Source organism: Fibrobacter sp. UWB10, assembly GCF_900182935.1.
Lineage (GTDB): Bacteria > Fibrobacterota > Fibrobacteria > Fibrobacterales > Fibrobacteraceae > Fibrobacter > Fibrobacter succinogenes_O.
Map to the genome: position 1 here is coordinate 806,726 of NZ_FXUE01000001.1, position 26,435 is coordinate 833,160.

Genomic DNA, 26,435 nt, shown 5'->3' on the forward strand with positions numbered 1-26,435 from the left:
CTAGATAATCCCGTTATAAAGATTGCTCAGTTCTTCGTAAGATTCAAACGTACTCGACATGATGCCTGACAATTGCCCTTCGGCGCAGCCTCTAAAGAATACGTAATAAATACCGCCGAAATACTTTTCGAAAATCTGCTGTTCCGTCAAGTCAGCATAAAAGCCCTTGAGCCAACGAATCAACACATAAGAATAGAGAATCTGCTGGACATCATAATGCCTGAGCATCATGTGTTCCTTCATCGATTCATTCCCGTAATCGGCAAGTACGTCTGATTTCCAGTCGAGAATGCAGTAGCGACCATTCCGCACAAACAGAAGGTCGATAAAGCCTTTGCAGTAGCGGTCCAGAAGTTCTGTCCCTTTCACGCCATCTAGCGCCATATGGAACGGCAATTCACTCCGGCGATTTGCGAAGGAGACTTCTTTAAGATTGAACACCTCGTTTTTCTTTTGCGGGCCTTCCACAACTTCCAAATTGCCATTCAGCGTATGCCACACCATTTCGATGGTGCGCGTCACCCACCCCGGATGATGTTCGATATCCAGGTTTTCTTCGGTAAAGGAATTCTGCACCAGCATCAAAAGCGGAAGATATTCCTGCGCTTCGGCAAGTGTCAACTTGCCCACTTCTTCGAAGTCCACCAATTCAAAAATCTTGTGAATGGCATTACCGAGTTCTGCGCCGCGGGGGTAATTGTCCGCTACCGGTTGCGGAGCGCTCTCTTGTTTTGCGGGCGTATTGTCTACTTCATCTTTTTGCAGACGGCCTTCGTCCGTTTCTTGTTCCTGCGTTCCGTGGGCAATTTGCGAATACGAAGTGGAATGCGGGAACTTGCGCCAGACTTCGAAAGACTTGAGAATCTGCGCCGTAGATTCTACGCTCACCGCCGAGACTGCATTGCCATTTTCTTGCATCGTTTCGAGAATCGATTGCATGGTCTTTTTGCGGTCGGCAAAATGCTTGTCCTGAATATAATCGAAGAACGCCTTATTCTCTTTTTTAGCGCAAAAGCCCGCAAGAATATCGACATACCAATCCATGGCCTTGCAACGGGCACGCATTTTCCCGTTCTTGTCCATCTTTTCTTTCGGGAACCACGGCAAAATCATGAGGTACGACGCTCTGGTGAACGCGACATAGAAAAGCCTGCGCCACTCTTCTTCGGTTTCATGCTGGCAAATATCTTTTCCGTCTTGTTCAAAAGTCATTTCGCGGGAAAGGTCGCCCGACTGACTGTTATAAACATATGGTCCCGAAGACCCCACATGTCCGCGCTCGCTAGCCACCGAAATCACCACCGGGAATTCAAGGCCCTTGGACGCATGAATCGTCATGGTCTGCACCACGTCAAGGTCCGTACCCTTTGCGACAATATTCGAATTTTCGAGAGCGTCTTCACTACCGACTGCAAGGCCGTCTAAATGGCGAATCAATTCTTCGAGCGAGGCGTTGGCGGTATACAGGTATTCAATGGAGTAGTCGCCCACTTGGCGAATCTTGTTCAAGCTCTGAAGTTGCTCCGGGTCATTGAGGCTTACGATATTGTAGGCATCTCGATAAATCGATTCTTGCAATTCTGCCCAGCGACGCTGTTCAGCCAAGGCATGCCACTGCGTAAAAATGGAAATAAACTGCGCGCCGTCTTCGTCCGGTTTGAAGGCATTGATATAATCCATATCCTTGCCAAAGAAATCGGTCATGAGCGCCGCATAAAGCAAGCTTCTGTTTCGGTCGGAATAGTCGTCTGCATCGATCGCCCTGAAAAGGGCAGTCCACTCTGCACATTCGCGACTCCGGAACAAATTGTTGTCCATGTAACGCAGGAACGGGATACCGGCCTTTTTCATTCCGTATTCGATATTTTCCAGTTCTGCACGGGTTCTCGCTAGAACCGCAAAATCCGAGAACTTGACATTACGCAAGGCTCCCGTATTCTTATCGGGAATCTGAAGGTTAGTCTTATTGCCTTTAAACGTACACAGGTCTACAATATTATTGACAACCGTTTCGGCGTAATCCTTCGGTTCCGTATCGGGTTCGCTAATCCAAAACGGTTTAACTACTTTGTCCTTATAAGTCGCATCATTCTTTTCTTTTTCAGGACTTAGGGAAGGTTCAAAATCAAAACCAAATGGTGGGAAAAGCGCATTGCACGCTTCAATCATTGATCTAGAAGAGCGCCAGTTTGTCGAAAGAACCTTTCCATTCGCAATCTGCGAAACAGCATTTTCGTAGACCTTGACGTTTGCACCTTGGAAACTATAAATCGATTGCTTCGGGTCGCCCACCACCAAAATATGGTGCATTCCGTCATCCGCATCAAAGAACACGCGCTTGAAAATTTCCCACTGCAACAAGTTCGTATCTTGGAACTCATCGATAATCGCGAAAAGGTACTTTTGACGCAAGGACTGCACCAACTGCGAATCGTCTGTGATAACTGCCTTGTAGACATTTCGAATCATGTCATTAAAGGACTGAATCTTACTCACATTCTTGTGGAGCTGCCAAGCGTCAAAAAGCTTGGGAATGTATTCGTAAAGGCATCGATGCAGTAACAGTTGCTGGACTCCGCCCGATTTTTCATCCAGCAAAGCCTTCAGATCTTTGATAACACCAAGTGCAGAATCCAATTCTTCGCCGTTTCCCGACACCTTGAATCGGAATGAAACGCCGTTATACAAGGCGGAGCCTTTTTCCCATGATGACACCGCCTTAAGCAAATCGCCTGCCGTCTTGGATTTAGAAATAGGTTCATCCTGATGGATTTTGAGAATATCACAAGCAGCATCAATGCATAAAATTTTCCGAAGGTCTTTAAATGAGACCGCCTCAGCCAAGGCGCCTGCTTCGTCGAGGTCAAAGCCTTCTGCACCGAGATGGAATCCCGCATCGCCCGAGAGCGATATTGTTTCAGGAATATAGCCTGCAATGGCCGCCTTCAAAAGTTCCGTAAAGGTATCGACATCACCGTTGTACTTCACAAATGTCCGGAAGAGTTCATCATGAGCCCAGACATCGCGAATCATTTTTTGAATTCGTTCTTCAACCGCACTGTCGTCAATCAATTCCTGCTTAAGCGGGACATCGGTTTCATAAGCGAATTCCTGCGTAACCTTTTGGCAAAATGAATGAATCGTGCCAATAGGCGCCCCCTGCACATCATGCAAAGCCTGCTGCAGATAAATATTTCCGCTATCCTTCTTGAATTCTTCTTCAATCTTTTTGCGGATGCGATCTTTGAGTTCACCCGCAGCCTTTTCGGTGTAGGTCACAATCAGAATCTGGTTCAGGTTCATTCCCTGAGCCACAAGCTTACCCACGACCTGTTGAATCGTGTAGGTTTTGCCCGTACCTGCCGAAGCCGCGATAAAAAGATTTTCGCTTCCGTCAAACTTTTCTATGTCGAAAACTTCATTGCTCATCTTCTTCGCTCCAGATAGGATCCAGCAAGCGGATCTGTTCCGACACGGCATCATTCCAATCGTTCAAGAAATTATCGCGGGAGAAACCGGAAAATTTTTCGGGGTCAAAAAGATTCTTGCCGTCAAAATAAGACCAGGCGCCAAATTTGCCAGCCAGTTTTGTGCGGTAGCTGACAAAAGTCTGAACGTCGCGTTCGTCGTACATTTTTGCCGGAACACATTTGCGGTAGTTTTCGACAAAGCAGCGGTGATATATCTGTTTCAAGCGGAGAACAGCATCAGTCCAGCTAATGACAAACTCTTTTTTGACCTCCTCGTTCTTGCTCGAGAAAATTCTCAGTTCAAAGGGAGTCACACAATCAGGGTCTTGTTTAGCAGCGGCTATCAACAACGCATCCAAGAAAAGTTTGGTAAAATCGGTATTGGAAACACTGCCGGACTTTACGCTGAACAACCGGTGTGTTCCATCAACCATAACTTGATGCCAGTCCAGTTTAGAGCGCAGCGTCCAACTATGGGAACCTTCCGACAAAGAAACTTCCACTTTTTCTTGATAAGCTATAGATTTGCCCTTGAAACTATCGGAAATCAAGTTGAAAATCACCGATGATTCTGCATTGATATCATCGAGAGCGACCTCGCCGAACACTCCACGCGGAATTTTCTTCTTTAGAATCCATTCCTGCTCTGTCGTAGAATCCTTGATTTTTTCGCTATCTAAAATGGATTGCACAAAATCCTTGAGCAAGATAGACTTGTCGAGATTATTGAGCGATACCGGTTCGTAGAGTTCCTTTTCGGGGTCGTTTTCGACCGAGGGCAGCGTCACCTTTCGAGAAAGCTGGAACTGGAACGGATCATCAAAGAAACGCTTGAAATCTCGCACACTCACTGTATCAGGCAAGGCAATTTGCAACTCTTGCGGTTGAGCAACCTGATTTTCTGTCGGGCTTACAAAGACTCGGTTCAGCTTGTTACGAATCGAACGGAGCGTGAAAAGTTCGTCATCGGAGCGGGTTTCGTCCAGCGGAATCTTGCGTTCCTTAAAAGCAGCACTATTCGGGCAGGCGCTTTCGCCAATAAAGAATTGCAAGTCCCTAATCACCGAAGACGGGAAAAGTTCTTCATCTTTTTTCAGGTTCCTGTTGACATAGCTGATGTGGAAGCCTTCGGCAGCGCTCATCAGCTGGCACAAGAAGGTATAGCAATTCTTGTCAACCGGAGTATCGTCACCCGGCCAGCGAGTCGTTTGCGTGCGCAAATCCATCGTATTCGCTTTCTTTTGCCCAGGGAACACGCCCGCATTCGCCCCGATAAAGAAGATATGCCTTGCGGGAACAACCCTGTTGACCGCGAACCGCATAAATGTAAGGCCACTGCTAAAAAGCCGCGTATTGCCCGTACGAGAATCTTCGCAGGCACTCGAAAGCATCTGCCCGACAATTTTCCATGAAATGAGCGGAGCGCCCGCATCGAACTGGAATTCCATCAGGTCAATCGCATTTTGAACCTTCTGCCAAATTTTCTTTTCGACCGCAAAGCGGTCTTCTTTGGCATTCAGGCCCACCCAATGCGCCAAATGCGTTTTCAGTAACGCAAGCGAATTGGCCTGAACCTTTTCAATGCCCTCTGCCGCAAAACGAATCCAGCGATTGAGTTCATCGATGCAGTTGATAAACTTCAGCGTGAGATTACCATCAGACGATTCAATATCTTCGTAAGGCAAGTAACGCTCATGGGCCGAGGCAAACGGAGCATCGGTCACCTGCGAAAACAGCATCTGATTTATGCAGCGGCTCCAATCGTCTTCGCCGGCGTGGCGGTAAACGTTCATGTTCACCACCCACTTTTCCCAGGCGGCGACATCGCTGTCGGTAATTTGCAATGTAGACTGCACTACCGGATTCTTGACAAGGTCAAAAAACGCCGGTCTCGAAATAGAGCGCTGTTGATGGATATCCAGAAGGTTCGCAATCGCCTTGCCGACCAGGGAATCTTTTTCAGGGTAATCCGTAATCGCATACGGAATGTAGAACTCACTATCGCGCGGGGCCGCATTGAACACCTGTTCAATTGGAGTCCTGTAAGAATCGAGATCCGGAGCGATGACTACCATCTCGTCGAGGCGCACACCCTGTTTCAAAAGTAGGCATACCTGCGTATGCAAGTTTTCAACTTCGCGCAAAGAAGACGGGGCCGCCGCAAGCGTCAACGAGGCATCCGTTTCGCTCAATTTGAGCTCGCCCACCTCGGATTCATAAATGCGATTCAAACGGTGCGAAACAAGATACTGCACCTGATGCAAAAGCGAATCCGGCGTGAATTCGTAGCCAACAAAATCAAACGTGTAATCCGACGCCAGGCACCACAGACGAATATTTTCTCGGCCGGTACGCCCCCAGTTCTTGAGCAACATGTTTTCGTTTTCGGCAAGTCCTTCTTCCGTCAAGGAATCCTTGGGCGCCGGGAGCGCAATTCGAGAAGGTTCGTTCTTCTTGTTCCAACGGGTAACCGGTTTACTTCCGACATCTTCCCAGAATTCCATACACGGATTCTGGATAAAGGCAAAAATATCGTGCTCCGCGGCGAACTGCTGCAAAATAACACGGTAAAACTGGCCCATACCCGAAAGGCCGAAAATAAACACGGGCTTTGTCCACTGCGAAGTATCAACACGTTGCGAGAACAAGTAAGGAATCGTCAAGAAAGCCGTATTGCTGCCGGTACGCTTGCAAGTCGCCTCGAAAACCTGCGTCAACAGCGATTTACCCTCTGTGTTATGGAACAGGCGGGAATATATTTCGCGTTGCCATTTTTCTTTAGGCAAGGGTCGATTTTCTTCCGAGAAAAAGTCACGCAAGGCACCCTGTTTCCAATAGGCGAGCAAGCCCTCGTGATGCTTGTTCTGCAAAGGCGAAATGAATCCGCCCGGACGGCTGGTTTCGTATTCTAGGAAAAGCCCTGCCAAAGTGCGCGCAAAATCAAACAGTTTCGATTCGTCGATTTCGCCGGAAAATTTTTCACCGTTTTTTTTATAAAGATAATTCCGGATTTCTTTAGGAATAGACGTTCCTTTGCCGGAATACGCCTCGTTCAAATAGGCAATCAGCACATTGCACAGAATGTCTGCCGTCAACTTCTGCTTAGAAGTATCCCCTTGAGTCAAGTACTTGAACAGGAATTTATCAAGAGTGACTATATCTAAATTGGCAAGAACACCGCGCTTGGCAATATAACGCAACCTGAACCATTGCTCAATTTTGGGGTCCGGAAAAACGACAATGGGCGAATCAAAAGGATCCGTCCAATGCTTGCCGAGAGCGTCGATCATCTCGTCGGCAAGGTTTTCCAGATTCAATGCAAATTTCAGGTGCAGCATAGCGATAATATAGTCAAATAATCTGTCACTTGAGTGACAATTTCGCGACTTTGTTTATCCATGATATAGAGCAATCAACCTCACCCCAACATATCAATCAGTGTATGGTAAATCTCAGTACATTCAACCTGCATAATGGTGGTAATTTTGTTGCCCGCATCTTTGGAAGAAGCTCCACAATGGAACAATTTTTCATTTTTTGACCCATAATCCAAGAATATATAACGGTCGTGGAATTTTCCGTGTGTTTCTTTCATTTTGAGCGAAACATCAGGTCTAGACCTCAAAAAATCTTTCTGCATCTGTTCCGTCAGGGTTTCAAAACTGCAATTATCACTATAGATTTTCACGGAAACGCCCTTGGCGATTTCACGCAACAGGTCCAGCGTCTTGACGCCCACATAATCATCAATAATCATGATGGACTTTTTCGCCCTACCATAAATTTGTGCGTACGCGATATCAGCTTCTAGCTTGTGACCATTCAGGATCAAGAAATGCTTGTAAGTCGACGGATCGATGAAATTATCCATAACTTTCTGGAGATCCGCGTTCATCTTGCTGAATTCGCCCCGCATCTCGTGAACTTCACCAGAAAGTACTTTGACCTCCGTCGATACGGAGGCAATATCCCTTGTGTTCTGGGCCGTAGCCAAAGAAAGACCAACCAGCTCGTTAGAACCAAGAAGATTTCTATTTGACGCAAGGAAATGCCGCATTTCGACAAATGCTTTCATTATATCAATACTGACCCTTATAGCTTTTTCGCTATGCAATACGGCAGAAAGCATGGCAACACCTTGCTCAGAAAAAGCGAAAGGGAGCTTCCGTAAGCCCTTCTTGTCGGAATTGGAAGTCGCAAATTGCGACTTCCAATTGTCAAACTCATCCTTTTCCAGCTGAAAACAAAATTCTTCAGGGAAACGATCAATGTTGCGCTTCACCTGTTCATTAATACGCTTGGTCTCCACCCCATAAAGAAGGGCCAAGTCACGATCAAGTAATACTTGTTTTCCGCGAATGACACAAATCATCTTTTCTACGCCCGACTCCACTAACGGATTCAAGGCAACAGGCTCAATATTTTTCATCTTCAACTCCTTGAACGCTACAGGCATAAAAGCGTCCCGAACACATCGTCAAGCGTAAAACTACACACTTGAGCACCATAAAATATAAATCTACGAAATACAAGTGTCAAGAGGTTCCTAAAAATTTTTTTTCTCCTTGAATAATCTATATTGCAGTTGACATAGCCCCGTACCGAATGGTTCGGAGCGACCGGAATTTTTGAGATTCGTCTCTTATTCTCTCTACTGAAACTACCACTTTCATATTACGCGAGAATAAGACGAACACTCACGTCCCATCTGGGGCGTGGGTCGTTTGTGCTTATTGCGTAACAAGGGTGTGGTAGCCCGCAGTAGAGGTAAGCACGCAAAGCGACTCCACGCCTTTTTTGTTTCAGAAATTTTCGTGGACAATCCCTTAGGCAAGCAGAATGGAGAATGATTCTCGCAAATTCTCCGCATATGAAAAAAAGGATGTTCCGCCTATGCTACCCGAAGAACTAGCACGAGAAAAAATTGACAAACAGCTTATCAGTGCTGGTTGGGACATCGTGTCACGAAATGAGTACACCCCTAAATCAACATCAGCCGTAAAAGAGGCTCTAATGCAGGGGAATACCGAAAGCGATTATCTGCTTTTTATTGATGACAAAGCTATCGCCGTAGTTGAAGCAAAACGTGAAGAAAATCCGCTAGGATCTGAAGTTGAAAAGCAGGCTGAAGAATACGCAAGAAGCCCGCAAAGCTGGTATGGATTATGGTATCAGGATTTGATTCCGCTTGTATATATGGCAAACGGGAAGAAAATTTATTTCAAGAACCTGCTTACAGACCCAGATGGTGATTATGTAGAACTTTCAGAGATGCACTCTCCGAAAAAAATGTTATCGCTCATCAATAAGACATCTGATTATGGAGCACTCCCGCATCTTAAAAAGGACGGCTTGCGAGAGTGTCAATACAAAGCTGAAATTGGATTTGAAAAATCGTTAAAAGAAGGGCAAAAGAAGAATCTTGCCATTCTTGCAACAGGTAGCGGAAAAACCTATTTAGCCTGCTTAGCAAGTTATCGGCTTTTGAACTATACGCCAGTAAAGAGAATACTCTTTCTAGTAGATAGAAATAATCTTGCAAGACAGACCGAGGCAGAATTCTGCCAGTTTGACCGTACCGAAGACCAGACGGAAATGAGTGCCTTATATGAAATAAAACGCTTGAAAAAAGAGAACGATATAAAAGCAGATATCGTTATTTCTACCATTCAAAAACTCTTTGCGGTACTTACAGGTCAGTCACTTTCAGATGAAAGCGAAGATGTCGAAGATGAAAAAACGTCTATAGAAGAAGAAAAGAAAACAAAGGATGTCGTTTCACTTGGCAACGATCTAAAGCTTCCTCCGAATCACTTTCAGTTCATTATCGTTGACGAGTGCCATAGATCCATCTACGGCAAATGGAAAGCGGTTTTAGACTATTTTTCAGATGCAAAAATTCTTGGTCTTACAGCAACGCCAACACCGGAAGCGATAGCGTTTTTCAACAGCAACATCATTGAAAAATATACATATGACGATTCTGTTGTTGATGGAGTAAACGTACCATCACGTGTATATCGCATTACTACGGATGTGACAGAACACGGAGGCACAATAAATCCCGGTTCGAAAATTGGCGAATACAATCGCATGTCTCGCGAGTCTACATCTTACGTTGCAGATCAAAGAGTTGACTATGACAATATGCAACTTGATAGGTCTGTTGTAAACAAGGACCAAATTAGGAAAGTGCTAACAGCATACAAAAATGCGATTTACGAAGATTTGTATCCAGAGCGTGAAAAGAATTGGGCCTATATTCCCAAAACATTGATTTTCGCCAAAGACGACAATCATGCATCTGAAATTGTCGAAGCTGTGAAAGACGTTTTTGAAAAGGAATTTAAAAACAATAAGGTTCCAGAACATTTCGTTCAAAAAATCACGTATTCCTCAGAAGATTCAAACGGGCTGATTAGAGATTTGAGAACTGAAAAAGATTTCAGAATTGCTGTTACGGTGACGTTAGTCGCAACCGGTACTGATGTAAGACCCTTGGAAATCGTGTTATTCATGAAAGATGTCCGTTCAGATGTTCTCTATACGCAGATGAAAGGCCGAGGATGTCGTACTATCTGCGAAGATAAACTTCGCGAAGTAACTCCGAACGCGATTACAAAGGAGTGTTATTACATCATTGATGCGGTTGGCGTAACTGAACATGAGAAAATAATTCCGCACCCCGTCATTGATTCGAAGCCAGGAAAGAAAATTTTGTCTTTAGAGCTCCTGTTAGAGCACCTAGCGCATAATGAAGTAAGCGACGAGAATCTTTGGCTTTTAAGAGATTACTGTTCAACCATCAACAAACGATATGAAGACAATCCATTATTTGGCAGACACTTGGATTACTTCATTACAGCCTATGGTTTTGCTCCACGAACAATCGCCGAGAATATTCAGGCGGCTACAGACCAGAAGATACTAATGGAATATCCGTATATAGACTCTTCATGCGACAATAATGTACGTATGGCCACGATTTCAGAACTAATTAACAACGTTGCGGCTAGAAAGAAATTACTCGAAATGCAACGGGGATACATCCTAAGCACAGAAGAGGATCCTGATGAGATTATTTATGCAGGATTTTCTAAGGAATCGGCAAAAAAATTCATTGAAAACTTTGAAAAATATTTGAACGAAAATAAAGACAGCATAGAAGCTTTGAGAATTATTTACAATTCCGAGAATTCCGTCATTACGCACTCTATGCTGAGTGAACTTAGAGATAGGTTGCTGTCTGAAAATAGGCAATATGGGGTATTTCCAATATGGAAAAATTACAAGTTGTTGGACTCTGAAGGGAATGTCGACCAATTGGATGTAAAGACAAATGTCAACGCATTGACCAACCTGATTCAGATTGTCCGATATGCTTATAAAAAGAACCAAAAACTCACAAGCCTTATCAATGGATATGCGAAGCGTTTTGCTCTGTATTGCGGGCAACAGCAACGAGTGTTGACGGAAGATCAAATTAAGATTATGAAACAGATTGCAGATTTCGTCATCAATGACGGAGCTCTTTCTGTAAATGAACTAAACGAAATAGACACAGACCTTTGGAGAAAGGGCGTAACGAGTTTCGGAGGCAAAACGCTTGCAGAAGAAATGCAAGTTTTATCAAGATTTTTATTAAAGGTGGTAGCATAATATGGCTAATCAGAAATCGGAAGGTGCATTACTAAATAAAGTATGGAAAATCGCAAATGTCCTTTCTTCTGCGGGAGTGGGTTTTACAGACTACATCACGCAGCTAACATATATTCTCTTCTTGAAAATGGATGATGAGAAAGAAGAACTAGGTTTAGGAAGTTCTATTCCTGATGGCTGCAAATGGGCTAACCTTGTAACATATAATGGGACTGATTTAGTTGATAAATATGAGGACATTCTAGACGAACTGTCTAAAGATGAAGGCCTTATCGGTACAATTTTTACTAAAGCGACAAATAAGATTGACAAGCCTGTTATGCTGAAAAAAGTCATCGACATGGTATCAGAAGAAAACTGGTATATGATGGAAGGTGACTTCAAGGGTGCTATCTATGAAGGCATTCTAGAAAAGAACGGACAGGATAAGAAGAGTGGTGCCGGCCAGTATTTCACGCCAAGAGCACTTATCTCTGCAATTGTAGATGTAATCAATCCTAAAATTACGGAAACTGTGGCTGATCCGTGCTGTGGGACAGGCGGATTCTTACTTGCGGCTTATGAACACATGCGTAAGCAAAGTAAGAATGTTGAGAAGCAGAAGTTCTTAAAAAATAACGCTTTATACGGAGCTGACAATACTTCCTTGGTTGTAACACTTGCATCAATGAATCTGTATTTACATGATATCGGCATTAATAAGAGTCCTATTGCTTACAAGGACTCTTTGATTGAAACTACCGATGATATGTATCAAGTCGTTATGACAAATCCGCCTTTCGGAACTCGTCCGCAAGGGAGCATTGAGGTTTCCGCAAATAGGCCCGATTTTATAAAGACATCCGACAATCAAGTGAATTTTCTTCAGCACATCATGTCTATTGTTAAAACCGGTGGACGTGTCGGTGTTGTTTTACCTGATAGTGTTTTGACGGATGGAGACGCCACAAAGAAAGTAAGAGACAAGCTAATGAAAGAATACAACCTTCATACGATTTTGCGGCTTCCCACAGGAATCTTTTATGCCGGTGGTGTCAAGACTAACGTACTATTCTTTGATAAAGGCAAACCAACGAAAGATATATGGGTATATGACTACCGAACCGGCGTAAAGCATACGATGGTGACAAAACCGATGACAAGAGAACATTTACAGGATTTCGTGGACTGTTATTGTTCCGGTCATAAACAGGATCGTCGTGAAACTTATAATGCAGAAACCAACCCAGCCGGGAGATGGCGAAAGTTTTCCGAGGCAGAAATAAAAGCACGAGAAGACCTTAACCTCAAATGGATTGACGCTACAGAAGACGATGACCGATCCGTCAAAGAAATTATTGATGAGATGCAGAGCGAGTCTGACGGAATTGCGGCAGCAGTTTCTCAATTGAAGAAATTGCTGGGAGGGCTTGAAATTTGATAGATTTAAAAACGATAAAAGATAGAATTCTGACATTTGCTTATCAAGGGAAGCTGGCGGAACCAAACAAGTTACCAAACGATAACATCGAATCAATACATGAGTCCATAAAAGGATATATACCAGTTTCTGAAGAAGAGTACCTTATAGATATTCCGAATGAGTGGAAATGGACTCGGTTGGGGTATGTGACAAGTAATCATGGTCAGATTACTCCGAGTGATACCTTCTCATATATTGATGTTGGTACGTTGGACAATGTGAATCACCTCTTGTCATCCCGTGAGAATATTGTGGATGCAAAAGACGCTCCATCCAGAGCAAAGAAAATCGTTGAAACAGGCGATGTTATATATTCTACCGTGCGTCCATATCTTCATAATATCTGTATTATTGATAAAGATTTTTCTTTTACGCCGATAGCAAGCACTGCCTTTTGCGTCATGCACGCAAACGAAGAAGTGTTGGATAACAAATACCTTTTCTATTGGTTGCTTACTAAGGAGTTTGATAAGTATTCTAATGGAGACCCATCAAAGGGGGCATTATACCCAGCAATCGGAGAAAAGGATCTATTGAGAGGGGTTATACCGCTACCTGCTGTTAGTGAACAAAAGGCTATAGTTGAAAAGATTGAGGCCGTCTTTGAGATTCTTGATAAAATTAATGCTTTACAGAATCAGTATGCATCTAATCAGGAAGCCCTAAGGAGCAAGTTGATTGATGCCGCCATTCAGGGAAAATTGACGGAACAACAGCCAGACGACGGAGCTGCAAAAGATTTAATCCAATTAATAAATAAAGAGCGCGAAATTCAAGAAGCCAATGGAAAAATTAAGCATGTTGAATCGCAATCTTCGATTGATGATGACGAGATTCCTTTTGAAATTCCTACCAATTGGGAATGGGTGAGATTTGGCGACGTGTCGTATATAGTCAGAGGTGGATCTCCAAGACCCATAAAGCAGTATATTACAAGTGATAAAAATGGCATCAATTGGATAAAAATAGGTGATGTTGAAAAAGGCGGCAAATACATATTTGAAACAAAAGAAAAAATTATTCCTGAAGGTGAAAAAAAGAGCAGAAGAGTTTATCCAGGAGATTTTTTGCTCACAAATTCCATGAGCTTTGGCAGGCCTTATATATCAAAGATTGAGGGCTGTATTCACGATGGATGGTTACTGATACACGATTTGAAAGGGTTTGATCAAGATTATTTGTATTATTTACTCTCATCAAGATTCCTATATAATCAATTCACCCAAAAAGCGTCAGGATCAACAGTCGACAACTTAAATATTGACAAAGTCAGTTCTGCGATAATTCCTTTGCCTCCTTTAGCCGAACAAAAAAGGATTGCAAAAAAGATCGAAGAACTATTGCAATATTGCAAATGAAACTAGAAGCAAGCCCAAGCGTTGCGGGCGCGGCGATTGAGCGCCCGCTAGAAGGGGTAGCGAGCAACGTAGTGCGAGCGAGGGGAAGGCTTTCCCCTGCCAATTTATAAATCATTCCAAAAACATTGCCATGTAGTACGGCAGTGTAACCATCTTGCCAGCAACACCTATGTTGTTTTCGGAAAGCTTATAGCAAACCTTGGCTGCGTAGTTATCGTTATTCAAAACGGTCTTTGCCGACTTGGAGCGTCCCGTTGTCGCCTTGACTTCAATAATGGCGAGTTCGCCGCCGACATTTTCTACAAAGTCAATTTCTAGCCCAGTATCTTTGCGGAAGTAGAATAGTTTGCGACCTTGTTTAGAGAAACAATCTGCGATGATGTTCTCGTAGATGGCGCCTTTATAGAATCCCAGATCGCCGCTTAGAATCTTGGCCGCGGTGCCGCGTTCCAGCATGGCGACAAACAGGCCGGAATCCTGCACATAAATCTTAAACGTATTCTCGATCTTGTAGCCTTCAAGGGGTTCTGCGATGTTGGTCAGGTTGTGGCAAATGTTGATTATGCCGCAGTCGTAGAGCCATTGGATTGCGGTTTGGTAATTTTCGGAACGACCTTTCTTTTCTAGTTGCGAATAGACAAACTTGTTGTTTTCCTTCGCAAGTTGGGCGGGAATTGAATCAAAAACGCGATTGATGCGGCCAAGAAGCGTGCGGTCGATTTCCTCGTTTTCGTTCTCGTCAAGGTGCTTGCCAAAATCGTCCTTGTATTCTTCAAGAATGTCTTGCTGTTCCTGCCAAACGACGTTCATGTCGTTCGTCTCGACAAATCGAGAAACGACATAAGGGAGCCCGCCTACACAAAGGTATTCCTTGAAGTAGCGGAGCATGGCGTTGTGCGTCGCCTCGCTTACGGGTTCCTTTTTCGCGAAACATTCCTTCAGGTAACTGATGACATTTTCGTCGATTCCCTTCGCCCACAGGAATTCCTCGAAATCCATGGGTTTCATATAAATTATTCTTTCAAAACCGGTTGGGACGCCTTTTCCCTTTTTACGGTTATACCCCTTAATACCAAGCAGGGATCCAGTACAGATGACATCGTAGCGACCGTCTTCCATAAAGGGCTTGATGCTGGCGCGGGCGTTTGCACATTCCTGAATTTCATCGAAGATGATGACGGTCTTGTTCTCGACAAAATGCACATTAGGAAAAAGCGCGGAAAGGTCTATGGTAATCCGACTCACGTTCAGGTCGCTGTCAAAGACTCGCTTTGCGTTTTCGTTTTCCTTAAAGTTGATATAGACGACGTTCTCGTAGTGGCTACGGGCGAATTCCAAAACGCTGGACGTTTTGCCAATTTGGCGCATACCCTTGACTACCAGGGCCTTCTTTTTCCCCCCTGAAGCCTTCCAATTTTCGAATTCTTTAAGGATTTTTCTCTTGAACATATCCCAAAACTACACTTTTCCAACCGAATCGTCAACACTTTAATGCACTTTTTCAACCGAATTAGTGCGTAAAAGGCGCGCTTTTTCCACCGAAAAAAATGTAAAATTGCCGATTTTATGCAAATTTCGTCAATTTTAGTCAAATCTTCGGCTCCATCATAAAATCAATGACGTTCATGGTTAAGACGGTGTTAGGAATTATTTTTGCATATTTTGCACTTTTTCGTTCGTACAGCAACCTCTTTTGCTGATATACGAGAGTTTTCTGAATCCATTTCTATTACTTTATGCTCGTTTATACCGACATTTGCACCGACATTTTCTCCGACATTACAGCCCCTCAGCCTCTCTGGCCCACTGATCATCCAAATCGGGATGTTCCTTGCGGAATCGCCTTAAGGCCTTATGGATTTCCCAATTCAGGTTCAAGCCCTCGGCTTGGCACTTGGGCTTCAACTCGTTGTAGAGTTCCTTTACTTTTTCTTCGAGTGTCATAGTTTGCTCCTTTTAGTTGGTGCTGGATTCCTCGAATTCCTTCAGTCGCAATTCGTTGATCATCGTTTCGAGATTGCAGGGCGTGCCGTCGCCATGGAATTCGTCACCTGGCTTGGGATCTTTGTATTTCCCTTCGGCCACCTTCTTTTCGTGTTCCGTTTCGGCGAGAGTCCATTTGGCAATAAAATTCCTCGCGACGGCCTCAACATCTTCGGAAAGATTTTTCTGCAAGTACCAGTAATAATTGCCAAAGCTGCGGTTGCCGACACGAGTTTCTTGCTTGCATTCGGGGCAAAATGCAGTCGCATGGGAACTGCCCGAGAGCGGTGAACCGGTAAAGCTGCGGATAAGGGCTGTGCAGCCGCATTTGCAGTCTACGCGGAACTGGTCGGTCTCCCAAACGCGCAGGAGTGTCGCGAGCCTGAGATTGACTCTGACGATACAGCCTGCGATGTTAAACGCCCTTGAAGTGAGCAGGGGGCCTACGTAGAGTCCGCCGCCCTTGATAGCGTAATGAACATCAATATTTGCGTAACGCGGTGTCGCAAGAATTTCGTCCCGGTGACGCATGATGAGGTCCAAGTTGTCAAACAGAAGCTTTTTCTTACGTTCAAAACTCTTTTCCTGGAGCTTACGCAATTCCTCTTGCTCCCAGGCTTCTTGTTCCATTTCGTCGCTAATCAGTTTCAGGCCTGCCGCCTGTCGCTTGAAAAAATCCTGGGCCGATTCGTGCCTATTATCCGGCTGCTTAGGGATAATGGGAAACGGCTTGGTATCGTCAATTCTGATGGTTGCCATAGGCGCCTCCTTTCTAGAGTCACCTATAAATATAGACTTAATTTAATGTCATAAAACGACAAAAAACTAAACTTTTTCAGCAAAGCTAATCCCGAATGACTTGGGGATTACGATTTCCTTGTAGGCGTTCATCAGGTAGTCATCGGTCATGCCGGAGACATAGTCGGCGACAACGCGCGGCTTTGGGGTCATCCCTTTATATTCGGCGCTCATGGAATTGAACCAATGATTGATGCCGGTGACTTTTTTGTCGGAGCTGAGTTCTTCGAGGCATTCGGCCAGAACGGCCCGGAACATCGTCTTGATCTTTTCATCTTGCGTGGACTTTTTCGGGTTCAGATAGATGTTCTTGTAGTTCCAATCTTTTAGGCGGTTCAACGCATCAAAAACTGACGGCGAAAAACTGAGCGTTTCCTTGTCGATGCTATTATTGACAAGGTCCTTAATCAGCGTGTCGACGATTTCGCCATTTTTGTTGCCAAGAACTTCTGTGACTTCGCGGGGCAGGCTTTCGCGTTCCACCAGTTTCAAGATGATAGCATCTTCGATGTCGCGGCCAACGTATGCAATCACGTCCGAAATGCGCATAACGCAGCCTTCAAGCGTCATCGGGACCATGTCTTTCGATTTAAAAGTTCCCTTGAGGCTTTCGCGGTATTCCGTCAGCAATTTTTCGGGAGTCTTGTTGCGGTCGCAGCCGTAACTGTTCTGCAGGATTTCGCCGTTGTGGCAGATGATTCCGTCAAGCACTTGTGCGGTAAGGTTCAGGCCTTTTCCGTAGGCTTCGAGGTCATGAAAAAGTCTGAAACTTTGAACGTTATGTTCAAAAATGCCCGCGCCTTGTTCTTGCAGAAATGCCGAAATAATACGTTCGCCATCGTGGCCAAAAGGCGTGTGGCCAACATCGTGCCCTAACGAAATCGCTTCGATCAGGTCTTCGTTCAAATTCAAGAAACGCCCGATGGTTCTTGCGATTTTCGCCACCAGCTGCACGTGAAGCACACGGTGCGTAATATGGTCATTTTCGACTAGGTAAAAAACTTGCGTCTTGTCGATGTAGCGGCTATAACAATAGGAATGGATAATCTTGTCCGAATCGTGAAAAAAGTTCGGGCGGAGATCTGCAGGAGCCTCGTGAAAACGAATCGCTTGGGCAGACTTGCAAGCGTAAGGCGCAAGCAAACTTTCCTTTTCGTTCAAGCGAGATTCAATGTGATTCTTTACAGCGGTATTCCATTCCATAGGGCAACTCCAGTTAAGGAGAATATAACAAACTTTCTCCCAGCCCTTAAGGAATTAGAATTTTTAGTGTCCTTTCTCAAATTCCAGAATATCAGCCTGCAAGGTGACATCGTCTGGGAAGTAGCTCTGGGCAGCACGCAACAGGCGCAAGGCTTCGTCGTCGCGCTTTTGAGCATGGGCGTCGTAGGCCATGTTCTTGAAGCCGAAAACGGCTTCGGTGTTGCCCTGCTTTGCGGCAAGCTCGTAGGCGGATTCGGCGCGGTCGAGGAACTTAGCGTCGTAAGCTAGGTTCCCGAGGAAGATGGCTGCATCGCTAAAATCGGGTTTGATTTGCGTGAGGTTGTTGAGCACATCCATCGCGACAAAGGGCTTATTGTCTTCGGCGAGAACATCTGCGAGTTTGTACATGGTCGCCGGATCATCAGGGCGTACCCCCAGCGCTTCGCGGTAGGCGGCGGCGCTTTCTTCGTACTGTTTGTTCAGGCGGTAAACATCACCTAGGTAAACCAGGAAGTCGATTTCTTCGGGGTGGGCGGCATAGCCTTCGCGAATCACGGTCACAGCGCGTTCGAAATCGTTGAGCGAGATGTTCGCTTCGGAAAGCTGGTATACGATGCTAATGTCTTCTTTGTCGAGCTGGTATGCCTTTTCGATGGCACGCAGGGCGCCGACCGCGTCGCCGGTTTTACTGTAGGCTTCGCCTAAGTAAAGCCAACCGGAAACATTTTCCGGTTCCAGTTTCAACGCGCGGTGATACGCCGCCACGCATTCCGGATACTGCTTGAGTCGAAAATACACGCTCGCCATGTTGAAGAGCGCGGGCGAAAAAGCCCCATTCGAAAAGTCAATCGCCTTGCGGTAAGTGGCGGCGGCTTCGGGCAAGTTTTCCAGCTGGTAATAGCTATTCGCGATGTTGAAACTGGTGGCGACGGGGTCGGCGCCGCGAGATTCAGCCTTGCGGTAAAGCGTAATAGCCTGCTTGAATTTTCCGTCGCGATAAAGGGCGTTCGCGCGTTCCATCAAATCATAAGAAGACTGCGCAGCAAAACAAGAGGCAACGAGAAAAAGCAAAACAGACGAGATATACGATACTTGGCGCTTCAGCGCCTTAGTAGAGTTATCCTCTATGATGAGACGAAAGACGAGAGACGAGAGAGATGCAATACAAGAATCTCCCATCAAACTATTGTACTTACTTATCATTCCTTTCATCATCATTTTTAAACTCTTTGCGCAAAACGCCATTATAATTCTTTCGTCTCTAGTCTGTAGGACCGTAGGTCCGTTCTCTCGTCTAAATCAGTCCCTAAACTTCACTTCGAACGGTTGTTCCATACCACAGAAGGCCACAGGCTTGCCCGCTTTTTCGGCAGGAGTAAACGTCATGCGACCAAGAGCCTCACGACCCGCCTGCGCAAGGCCAGAACCGGCAGGAGATTCTTCAAGCACTTTGATATCGTAAGCCTTGCCGCTTACATCCACGCAAAAACTCAAGCGGAGCGTCGCATCAATTTCGTTATCACGAATCTTGGGCGGCACCTGGAAATTCGCCATGCTGCGGCTTTCGGGCTTCTTATCCACATCGCCCTTTTCCGTCGAGAGCGCACCGCCGCGGAAATCGGCCACCAGGTCGCGGCTTACGGCAGCGCCGCCGTTACCCGAAGCAGCACCCAAGTTCATTGCAAAACGCGGGCCAGCCTTGGGCGAGCGAGAATTCGACTTCATGCGATTCGGCTTGCGAGCGGGCTTTTTCTTTTCAACCTTTTTCTCGACTTCGTCAACCTTCTTGATTGCGATTTCGGTCTTGTTGTATTTCTTTTCGTGAAATACTTTGCCCGTCAGGAACAAGTTCGCCATCGTCACCGAGAACACGAGAAGCATACTCGCGAGAATCGCCGCAAGCAAAATGCTAAAACGCTTCACTATTTTTTTCAAATATCTAAACATACTATCAAAAAAATTCTTACCTAGATCCTTCGACGCGCTCCGCTTGCTCAGGATGACACTACGTGTCACTCCGCCTGAGCCGCAATCGAAACCTTTTTCACTCCGGCCAAGTTGCACATGTCAATCACCTGTACCAACACGCCCGTTTCAGCGCCCTTGTCGGCAATCACCACCGCTTCACGATCCGGCGCCTTTGCAAGCGACTGCTTCAAGATATCCTGCAAACTCGCCAAGTCCACCTGACGTTCGTTCATGTGAATCGTGCCTTCGCGCGTAATGGCAATCAGCAAGTTCTCTTTTTCGAGCTGGCTTGCAGACTGTGCCTGCGGCTTAGTCACATCCACACCCGTTTCACGCGTAAACGAAGACGTCACCACAAAGAAAATGAGCAAGATGAACACGATATCCATCAGCGGGCCCATTTCGATGCCCATGTCTTTCTGCTTTCTTCTCGGCAAATTGAATTCCATAACTAGCCTTCAGCCTTTTCCACAAAATAGTTTTCAATCACAGTCGCGCCGAGTTCCATCTTCTGGCGCAAAATTTCAACACGTTCATCCAGGCGCTGTTTCAAAAGCGTGAGCGGGAATGCCACAAGCAAGCCACTCTGCGTCGAGATCAACGCTTCGGAAATGCCATCAGCCATGAGCACCGGGTTCTGGTTTCCGTAAAGCGTAATCACTTCAAAGGTCGAGACCATGCCCGTCACGGTTCCAAGCAAACCCAGGAGCGGTGCGGCCGAGGCCATCACAGACACAATGTGGTTTCCTTGCTCCATGTAGCGCACCGTCTTGGCAAGGCGCACTTGCATGTAGTCGCGGAACCCTTCAGGATTGTTCTGCGCCACATTGATCGCTTCGCTCAGTTCGCGGCCCAAAAGTCCACCACGCTTGCGGAGCCTGCGCAACGCCTTTTCGACGCTCGGGGGTTCAGCATTCTTTTCGTATTCTTCGTTACCACCGTTCAAATCAAGACGCATGCGCTTGATGACCCTGTGAATGTCGGCGCGGAAGAAGTCACTCCCGATGCGGAACCAGCTCGAAAACAGGAAGTAGAATCCGATAACGCCTGCCAAGAGGATCGGGAGCATGACCACGCCGCCCGCCTGGTAAGTGTTCTGCAGAGACTCCAGGAATATGTAATGGGTGTTAGACATGCCCGCTTACGCTTCCTTCCCGAAAATTCTGTTCAACAGCGAGGTACTCTGCACATACATTTCACTCGTGACCTTTTCTATCTTTTCGCTCAAAAGGCCGTGCAAAATCATCACCGGAATGGCAATCACAAGGCCCGTTTCCGTCGTCACCAAGGCTTCGGAAATACCGCCAGCCAAAACGCGTGCGTCGTTCGTGCCGACTTCGGTAATCACGGTAAAGAGCGTAATGATACCGGTCACCGTACCGAGCAAGCCAAGCAGCGGAGCAATCGTACCCATGGCAGCCAACAGGCCCATGCGGCGTTCCAATTTCGGCTGTTCACGGAGCATCGCTTCTTGCAGCGAGCGTTCCGCATCTTCGCGCTTATCGCGGGCACGGTTCAGCACTGCAAACAGCACCAGCGAAAGACTCGTTTCCTTTTTCAGGCAAAGGTTTGCGGCGTCTTCGTAACGGGATTCCTTGACAAGCGCATTCAGCTTTTTCAGGAAGCGACGGCCCAAATGTCCGCGGAAAGTCAGCACCAAGAAGCGTTCCAAGCAAAGGAGTAAGGCAAAAATTGCCACCAGCATGAGCGGATACATCACGATACCGCCCTTCTTGAAGAACTCCTTGAACTGTTCAGTCATCGTGAGTTCCTTGGTATCGGTAATCGCATTCTTGATTGCCTTATTCTGGAGCACATCCAGCGGAATCACGACAGTCGGAGCAGCGCTTTCGCCTGCGGAACCCGCCTGCACCACGGCCTGCTTTACGTTACCAGCCATTTCAGGCGGGAGCGTAGCATTCCATTCAAACACCTTACCCTGCAAGGCGCCAGAGCGGAGCAATGCCTGCACATCGCCGTTGTCCTGCGCCACTTCGCCGAGGAACACGGTGCCCAAGCGCAAACGATTCACGTTCACATCGGGGCGACTCCCCACCTGTGAAGTTTCGCGGCCGTAAGACTGCGTGTACGTCAGTTCATGACGGATCAGCAAATCATCCATGTAGCTCTGCACCGCACCAATCGTATTCGGCGTTGCCTTTTCGGCTTCGTTAGAAGCTTGTTTCAGGCGAATCAAGCGACCATTCATGCCCACCGGGTAATCACCCATGGCATCGCCAAGCGTCTTGTCGATCGAAAGTTTCACCTGCGTATTCAATGCATCGTAGGCCGATTCTTCGGACTGAGCCTTTTCTTCAGCTTCTTCGGTCAAGCTCTTGCTTGCCGCGACTTCTTCACTCACGCGGCCAAGATCTGTCGAAAGCTTGGAATAGCGGGCATCCAGTTCGCGCGAGGCGGCCTGGTGTTCTTCGGTCAGCTGGGATTCGGCATAACGCTTGCGCCAGTGTTCGGCTTCAAGCTTTTCAAGCGAATCGGCCTTCTGCAGGCGAATGCGAGTCAAAGCCTCTACTTCGCGCTGCAAGTTGCGAACTTCTTCAGTCTGCAGGGAATCCTTGATTCGAGCCTGGTCTTCGGCAGAGGCCTTGCTTTCGCCCGAACCCGACCACGGCCACGCAAAAGCAGAAGAGGCACACAGCAACAGGGCGACAAAAAATCCCTTAAACACTCTCTCGTCTCTCGTCTCTCGTCTTTCGTCTAATCTCATTTTTCACCCCCCACCACAGAAAGGCTTACAGGCAGCTTCACGACCTGAGGCGGCTTTTTCGCCTGCTTCACGTCGAGCGCGAGCTTTACCGCAGCGCGTTCTTCCAAATTCAAATCTTCGTTCCATTCGTAAACAATCTTGCCGTCCACCATCTTGCGTACGAGCATTCCGAAAACGGTGCCGTTGTCGTCGCTGTAAACCATCCACTGGTTACCGATGCGCAGAATCGCCGCGTTAATGAGTTCGCCGTCTTTACGGGTCAGCGGGCTATTAATGATTGCCACTTCGTCACCGAACTTGGTTTCTTCGGCTACAAGCGACTTTAAGCGAGAAAAGGCTTCTTCTTCGCTGGCGTTACCGCTTTCGATATCGCGGGTGAGCGATTTGACGCGATCCAGTCTGCTTTCACGTTCCCACGGAAGCGTCTGCGCGACTTGAGCTTCTAAACGCTTGCTGATGCCGGCGAGTTCTTCGCGCAGAGCCTTACGCTTGGATGCCACATTGTCGCTCTTGTTCTTGGCGCGGGCCTGCTTGTTGCGCTCCGTCTGGAGTTCGGCAGCCACGTTCTTGATTTTGGCATTCAAGGTATCGATTTCGCTACGGCGACGTTCCGTGTCGGCCTTGTAACGGGCCTGCAACGTCTTGTAACGGGAATCGTCCGCCTTGAGCATCGAATCGGTCGAGGCAATCTGGCGGTTCAATTTCTGGATTTCGGAATTCAGCTTGTCTTTTTCAAGCTTCAAATCGCGAATTTCGGCATCGCGATCGGCAAATGCCACCCCCGAAAGGAGCATCACGACAAGCGTCAACGGTAATAATTTCAGTCGTTTCATAACTTTCCGCAATAAGTGAGACATCAAAATTTACATAAATAAAACACCCCACCTCGCGAAAAGTGTTACCGCAAAAGCAAATTTTTTTATTTTCCCCCACAAGAATTGGAGAAAATCATGGATATTAAAAAATTTGGCACATTCAGTGCTATCGCAGCCCTATGTATCTTTACCGCCTGTAGTGACGATGGCTCTAGCAGCCCTATCGATTGGCCCGGAGAATCAACTCCCCTTGCCGAATGCACAATGCCCGCATTCCTGAAAAAGGGCGACAAGGTTGCCTTAATTTCGCCTTCGTACACCACCCCCGATTCCAACATCCAAAAGACCGCCGACGTCATCAAGGAATGGGGATTCACGCCCGTTATCGGCAAGAACGTAGGCAAACTTGAAGCAGGCAAATACGCCGGCACCGCCGAAGAACGCGCCAAGGACTTTATTACCGCCCTCAAGGACACAAGCATCAAGGCAATCCTTGCCAACCGCGGCGGCTACGGCACCATCCAACTGGTGGACCTCATTGACCCGAAACTTGTGAAAAAGAACCCCAAGTGGCTTATTGGCTATAGCGACATCACCACGCTGCACGCCATGCAGACCAAGGCAGGCGTCATGAGCATTCACGGCACCATGAGTTCAAGCATTGCAAAGACCGCTGGCAAAGACGACAACAGCTCACTCCTGCGCGACTTGCTCAAGGGCGAAGTGCCGACTTACAAGGTTCCCAAGCACAAATACAACCAGAAGGGCAAAGCCGAGGGCATTCTCGTAGGCGGCAACATGACCACCTTCGTGCCGCTCATCGGCACAAGCGACATCGATATTTTCCAAAACGACGGAATCATCTTGTTCATGGAAGAAATCGGCGAAAACCTGCGCAACATCGACCGCATGTTCCATTCTATTGAACTGCACGGCGTCATGGAAAACGTGCGCGGCGTGATTCTCGGTGAATTTGTAGATTCCGGCACCGATCTCGATTATGAAAGCACCGAAGCTATGCTTTCAAGCTACCTCAAGAAATATGACATTCCTGTGATGTGCGGATTCCCTGCCGGTCACGACGACGTAAACTTACCGCTCGTCATGGGTGCTAAAGTCGAGATGAACGTAACCGACAAAGGCGCTACACTCGCCTTCGATATCGATGGCAAAACCAAAGATATCGATACAGACAAACTCACAAACAAGACCACCCTTTCGAAGGCAATTCGCCTGATGCTTTCGGGTAAGATTTTCAATATCAACTAAACTGCAGACTAAAGCAGATCGTTACTGGCATTTCATATGACCATCTTTCTTTTTATCACACCAGTTATCGCAAATAACGGGGTGGTAATGGTCACATATTTCCTGAACTTCGCGCTTGATGATGCTTGACTTTTGTTCCGTAAGATAGTAGCGACTCACCAAAGCGCTCTGGCATTGTTCTGTATTAGGCCAATCACGGTCAGCGCACCAAGCCCACAGATAATCCTTGCAGTAGTTTTCTTCTGGGCTCACAATGCACAGCTGGTACAAGTTGTAGCAATCGGCAATCTTATTGTTTTCGAAGTTGCTCGCCACGCAGTAGCGTTTAAGGCCATCGGCGTAGGCATTGGACTTGTCTTCATCATGAATGGTATCGGGCAGGAACAAGGACCACTTGGTGGTATCAAGCATCATGGCGGCCTTCACGTTCGAGGCAAAACATTCTTCATTATGCCGGCTATAGACAGTATCCCGATATTCTTCGTAAGCATGCTTGTTCAGGCTCACCAAATCATTCGACAACCATGAGCTAGGCTCAATTCCCGCGCAGTAAACATCTTGATAAAGCCTGCACCCCTTGGAATCCCAGCTGTCCGAAAGGTCACCCTCGGTATTATAGCAATTATGGTGCGCAATATGTTTCATATTCACGCCGTCGCCGTTGACATGCAATACAATCGTCGACTTTGCCATTCCGCTAAACACACCCATACCATTTTCAATATTCGATTCAGGCACAATTCGCGAGTCGCTTACTGATTGCTTCACCCTGTCGATATAGTCAATGTAGGCCGCATCGGTTGAATAGAAATCTACCGAAATATCCCCAAGCGGCATCATCATGTTCATCAGATAAAGCGTATCCAGCGCATAATAGTCGGCAACCCTGCGGTTCGAGGTATAGCCTAAATTTTCAGCATTTTCCAAAGGATCGTGAATCGCAATACCACGATAACCTTGATCGTCTTCGTCGGTAAAGCCCTTAAGCATTTCATTAATCGTGGTATTCTGCGACTCGGCATTTTCCATGCCATAGTTCATCACCGATATGACGCCCTTGACAGTTCTATCGTAATCCATGGCACACTTCACGAAGTCCATGTCCATGGGGTATTCTAAGAATTCTATTTCAAACCTAGGATTTTTTTCATCGTAGGGAATCCACTTGTAGCTACCATCTTGCTGGGGCGAATTCAGGCCCTTGACGCTTACCGGGTTCGGAATGGTCGCTTCTGCCTTGTAACGAGATTTTGCCTTGTGGCCCGAGCTGTCCCATTCAAAGTAGGCTTCTAGTTTGTAGGTTTCTCCAACAACGCCCTCGTAATTATTGCCATAAAAGCAATTCGGCTTGTCACTATAAGGGCGCAAGACAACAGTCGTATCCGCTTCGTCGACATTGCTGTAATGACTATCGAAATGGCCCGACACCGTTACGTAGGCGCTGTCATAAAACGCGAAACTTTCTGCAGCCGTTTCATCAAGTTCGTAAACCTTCGAAAAGCAGACATAAGGAGTTTCACCACTGATAACGTAGCCGTAGGTATAAATTCCCGTGTACACGTCGCGCTTTTCAGGATAGTAATCCCATGGGCCGTGAAAATCACTACAGGCCGCAAGGAACATTGCAGCCAAAAGCCATGAGCAACGAATTGCAAGTTTAGTCTTCATCGGGTCCTTCAAATTTACATAATTAAAACACCCGACAAGCACAAAAGTGTCACCCGC

General features: G+C 46.6%; 18 protein-coding genes. 4 read left to right on the plus strand and 14 right to left on the minus strand.

All coding sequences use genetic code 11. The annotated features are described in order from the left end of the window. The 3 genes from QOL41_RS03360 to QOL41_RS03370 form a co-directional block, all read right to left on the minus strand. Nucleotides 1–3,429: a UvrD-helicase domain-containing protein gene (locus QOL41_RS03360; protein WP_283428646.1), complete on the minus strand. Its 3,429-nt coding sequence runs from the start codon at nucleotides 3,427–3,429 to the stop codon at nucleotides 1–3. After that, complete coding sequence (locus tag QOL41_RS03365; protein WP_283428647.1) at nucleotides 3,419–6,808, minus strand: exodeoxyribonuclease V subunit gamma; 3,390 nt, start codon at nucleotides 6,806–6,808, stop codon at nucleotides 3,419–3,421. The genes QOL41_RS03360 and QOL41_RS03365 overlap by 11 nt, the downstream gene beginning before the upstream one ends. Before the next feature lie 80 nt (nucleotides 6,809–6,888). Next, a complete protein-coding gene (locus QOL41_RS03370; protein ID WP_283428648.1) occupies nucleotides 6,889–7,899 on the minus strand; it encodes an ORF6N domain-containing protein in 1,011 nt (336 codons plus the stop codon). Between the two features lie 464 nt (nucleotides 7,900–8,363). On the opposite strand from QOL41_RS03370, the gene QOL41_RS03375 reads away from it, so the two are divergent. From QOL41_RS03375 to QOL41_RS03385, 3 genes are read left to right on the plus strand one after another with little or no spacing between them, the layout of a single operon-like run. After that, nucleotides 8,364–11,129, plus strand: a complete 2,766-nt coding sequence (locus tag QOL41_RS03375) for a DEAD/DEAH box helicase family protein (RefSeq protein ID WP_283428649.1) — start codon at nucleotides 8,364–8,366, stop codon at nucleotides 11,127–11,129. A 1-nt stretch (nucleotide 11,130) separates the two neighbouring features. Further along, the gene (locus QOL41_RS03380; protein ID WP_283428650.1) at nucleotides 11,131–12,549 is read left to right on the plus strand and encodes a type I restriction-modification system subunit M; all 1,419 of its coding nucleotides are present in this window, start codon (nucleotides 11,131–11,133) and stop codon (nucleotides 12,547–12,549) included. Further along, the gene (locus tag QOL41_RS03385) at nucleotides 12,546–13,949 is read left to right on the plus strand and encodes a restriction endonuclease subunit S (protein ID WP_283428651.1); all 1,404 of its coding nucleotides are present in this window, start codon (nucleotides 12,546–12,548) and stop codon (nucleotides 13,947–13,949) included. Before QOL41_RS03380 ends, QOL41_RS03385 begins: the two co-directional genes overlap by 4 nt. Before the next feature lie 111 nt (nucleotides 13,950–14,060). On the opposite strand, the gene QOL41_RS03390 is transcribed toward QOL41_RS03385, so the two are convergent. From QOL41_RS03390 to QOL41_RS03435, 10 genes are all read right to left on the minus strand, one after another. Continuing rightward, nucleotides 14,061–15,398 carry an ATP-binding protein gene (locus tag QOL41_RS03390; protein WP_283428652.1) on the minus strand — a complete coding sequence of 446 codons (1,338 nt, stop codon included), beginning with the start codon at nucleotides 15,396–15,398 and terminating at the stop codon, nucleotides 14,061–14,063. A 330-nt stretch (nucleotides 15,399–15,728) separates the two neighbouring features. Continuing rightward, a complete protein-coding gene (locus QOL41_RS03395) occupies nucleotides 15,729–15,893 on the minus strand; it encodes a hypothetical protein (protein ID WP_173387921.1) in 165 nt (54 codons plus the stop codon). 12 nt (nucleotides 15,894–15,905) lie between these two features. Continuing rightward, the gene (locus QOL41_RS03400) at nucleotides 15,906–16,691 is read right to left on the minus strand and encodes a hypothetical protein (protein WP_283428653.1); all 786 of its coding nucleotides are present in this window, start codon (nucleotides 16,689–16,691) and stop codon (nucleotides 15,906–15,908) included. Between the two features lie 66 nt (nucleotides 16,692–16,757). Then, nucleotides 16,758–17,933: a deoxyguanosinetriphosphate triphosphohydrolase family protein gene (locus QOL41_RS03405; RefSeq protein ID WP_283428654.1), complete on the minus strand. Its 1,176-nt coding sequence runs from the start codon at nucleotides 17,931–17,933 to the stop codon at nucleotides 16,758–16,760. Nucleotides 17,934–17,996: 63 nt separating this feature from the next. Next, complete coding sequence (locus tag QOL41_RS03410; protein WP_283428655.1) at nucleotides 17,997–19,151, minus strand: tetratricopeptide repeat protein; 1,155 nt, start codon at nucleotides 19,149–19,151, stop codon at nucleotides 17,997–17,999. Between the two features lie 81 nt (nucleotides 19,152–19,232). Further along, a complete protein-coding gene (locus QOL41_RS03415; protein ID WP_283428656.1) occupies nucleotides 19,233–19,856 on the minus strand; it encodes an energy transducer TonB in 624 nt (207 codons plus the stop codon). Between the two features lie 89 nt (nucleotides 19,857–19,945). After that, nucleotides 19,946–20,350 (minus strand): ExbD/TolR family protein, encoded by a 405-nt coding sequence (locus QOL41_RS03420; protein ID WP_072798016.1) that lies wholly within the window; start codon nucleotides 20,348–20,350, stop codon nucleotides 19,946–19,948. A gap of 2 nt (nucleotides 20,351–20,352) precedes the next feature. After that, nucleotides 20,353–21,036 (minus strand): MotA/TolQ/ExbB proton channel family protein, encoded by a 684-nt coding sequence (locus tag QOL41_RS03425; RefSeq protein ID WP_163437544.1) that lies wholly within the window; start codon nucleotides 21,034–21,036, stop codon nucleotides 20,353–20,355. Between the two features lie 6 nt (nucleotides 21,037–21,042). Further along, nucleotides 21,043–22,626 (minus strand): MotA/TolQ/ExbB proton channel family protein, encoded by a 1,584-nt coding sequence (locus QOL41_RS03430; RefSeq protein ID WP_283428657.1) that lies wholly within the window; start codon nucleotides 22,624–22,626, stop codon nucleotides 21,043–21,045. After that, nucleotides 22,623–23,459, minus strand: a complete 837-nt coding sequence (locus QOL41_RS03435) for a DUF3450 family protein (RefSeq protein ID WP_283428658.1) — start codon at nucleotides 23,457–23,459, stop codon at nucleotides 22,623–22,625. Before QOL41_RS03435 ends, QOL41_RS03430 begins: the two co-directional genes overlap by 4 nt. Before the next feature lie 117 nt (nucleotides 23,460–23,576). Here QOL41_RS03435 and QOL41_RS03440 point away from each other — a divergent pair, with 117 nt between their 5' ends. Continuing rightward, on the plus strand, nucleotides 23,577–24,710 hold the full coding sequence (locus tag QOL41_RS03440; RefSeq protein ID WP_283428659.1) for a S66 peptidase family protein: 1,134 nt from the start codon (nucleotides 23,577–23,579) through the stop codon (nucleotides 24,708–24,710). Nucleotides 24,711–24,731: 21 nt separating this feature from the next. Here the strand turns inward: QOL41_RS03440 and QOL41_RS03445 are convergent, their stop codons facing one another. Next, the gene (locus tag QOL41_RS03445; protein WP_283428660.1) at nucleotides 24,732–26,378 is read right to left on the minus strand and encodes a hypothetical protein; all 1,647 of its coding nucleotides are present in this window, start codon (nucleotides 26,376–26,378) and stop codon (nucleotides 24,732–24,734) included. Nucleotides 26,379–26,435 lie beyond the last annotated feature (57 nt).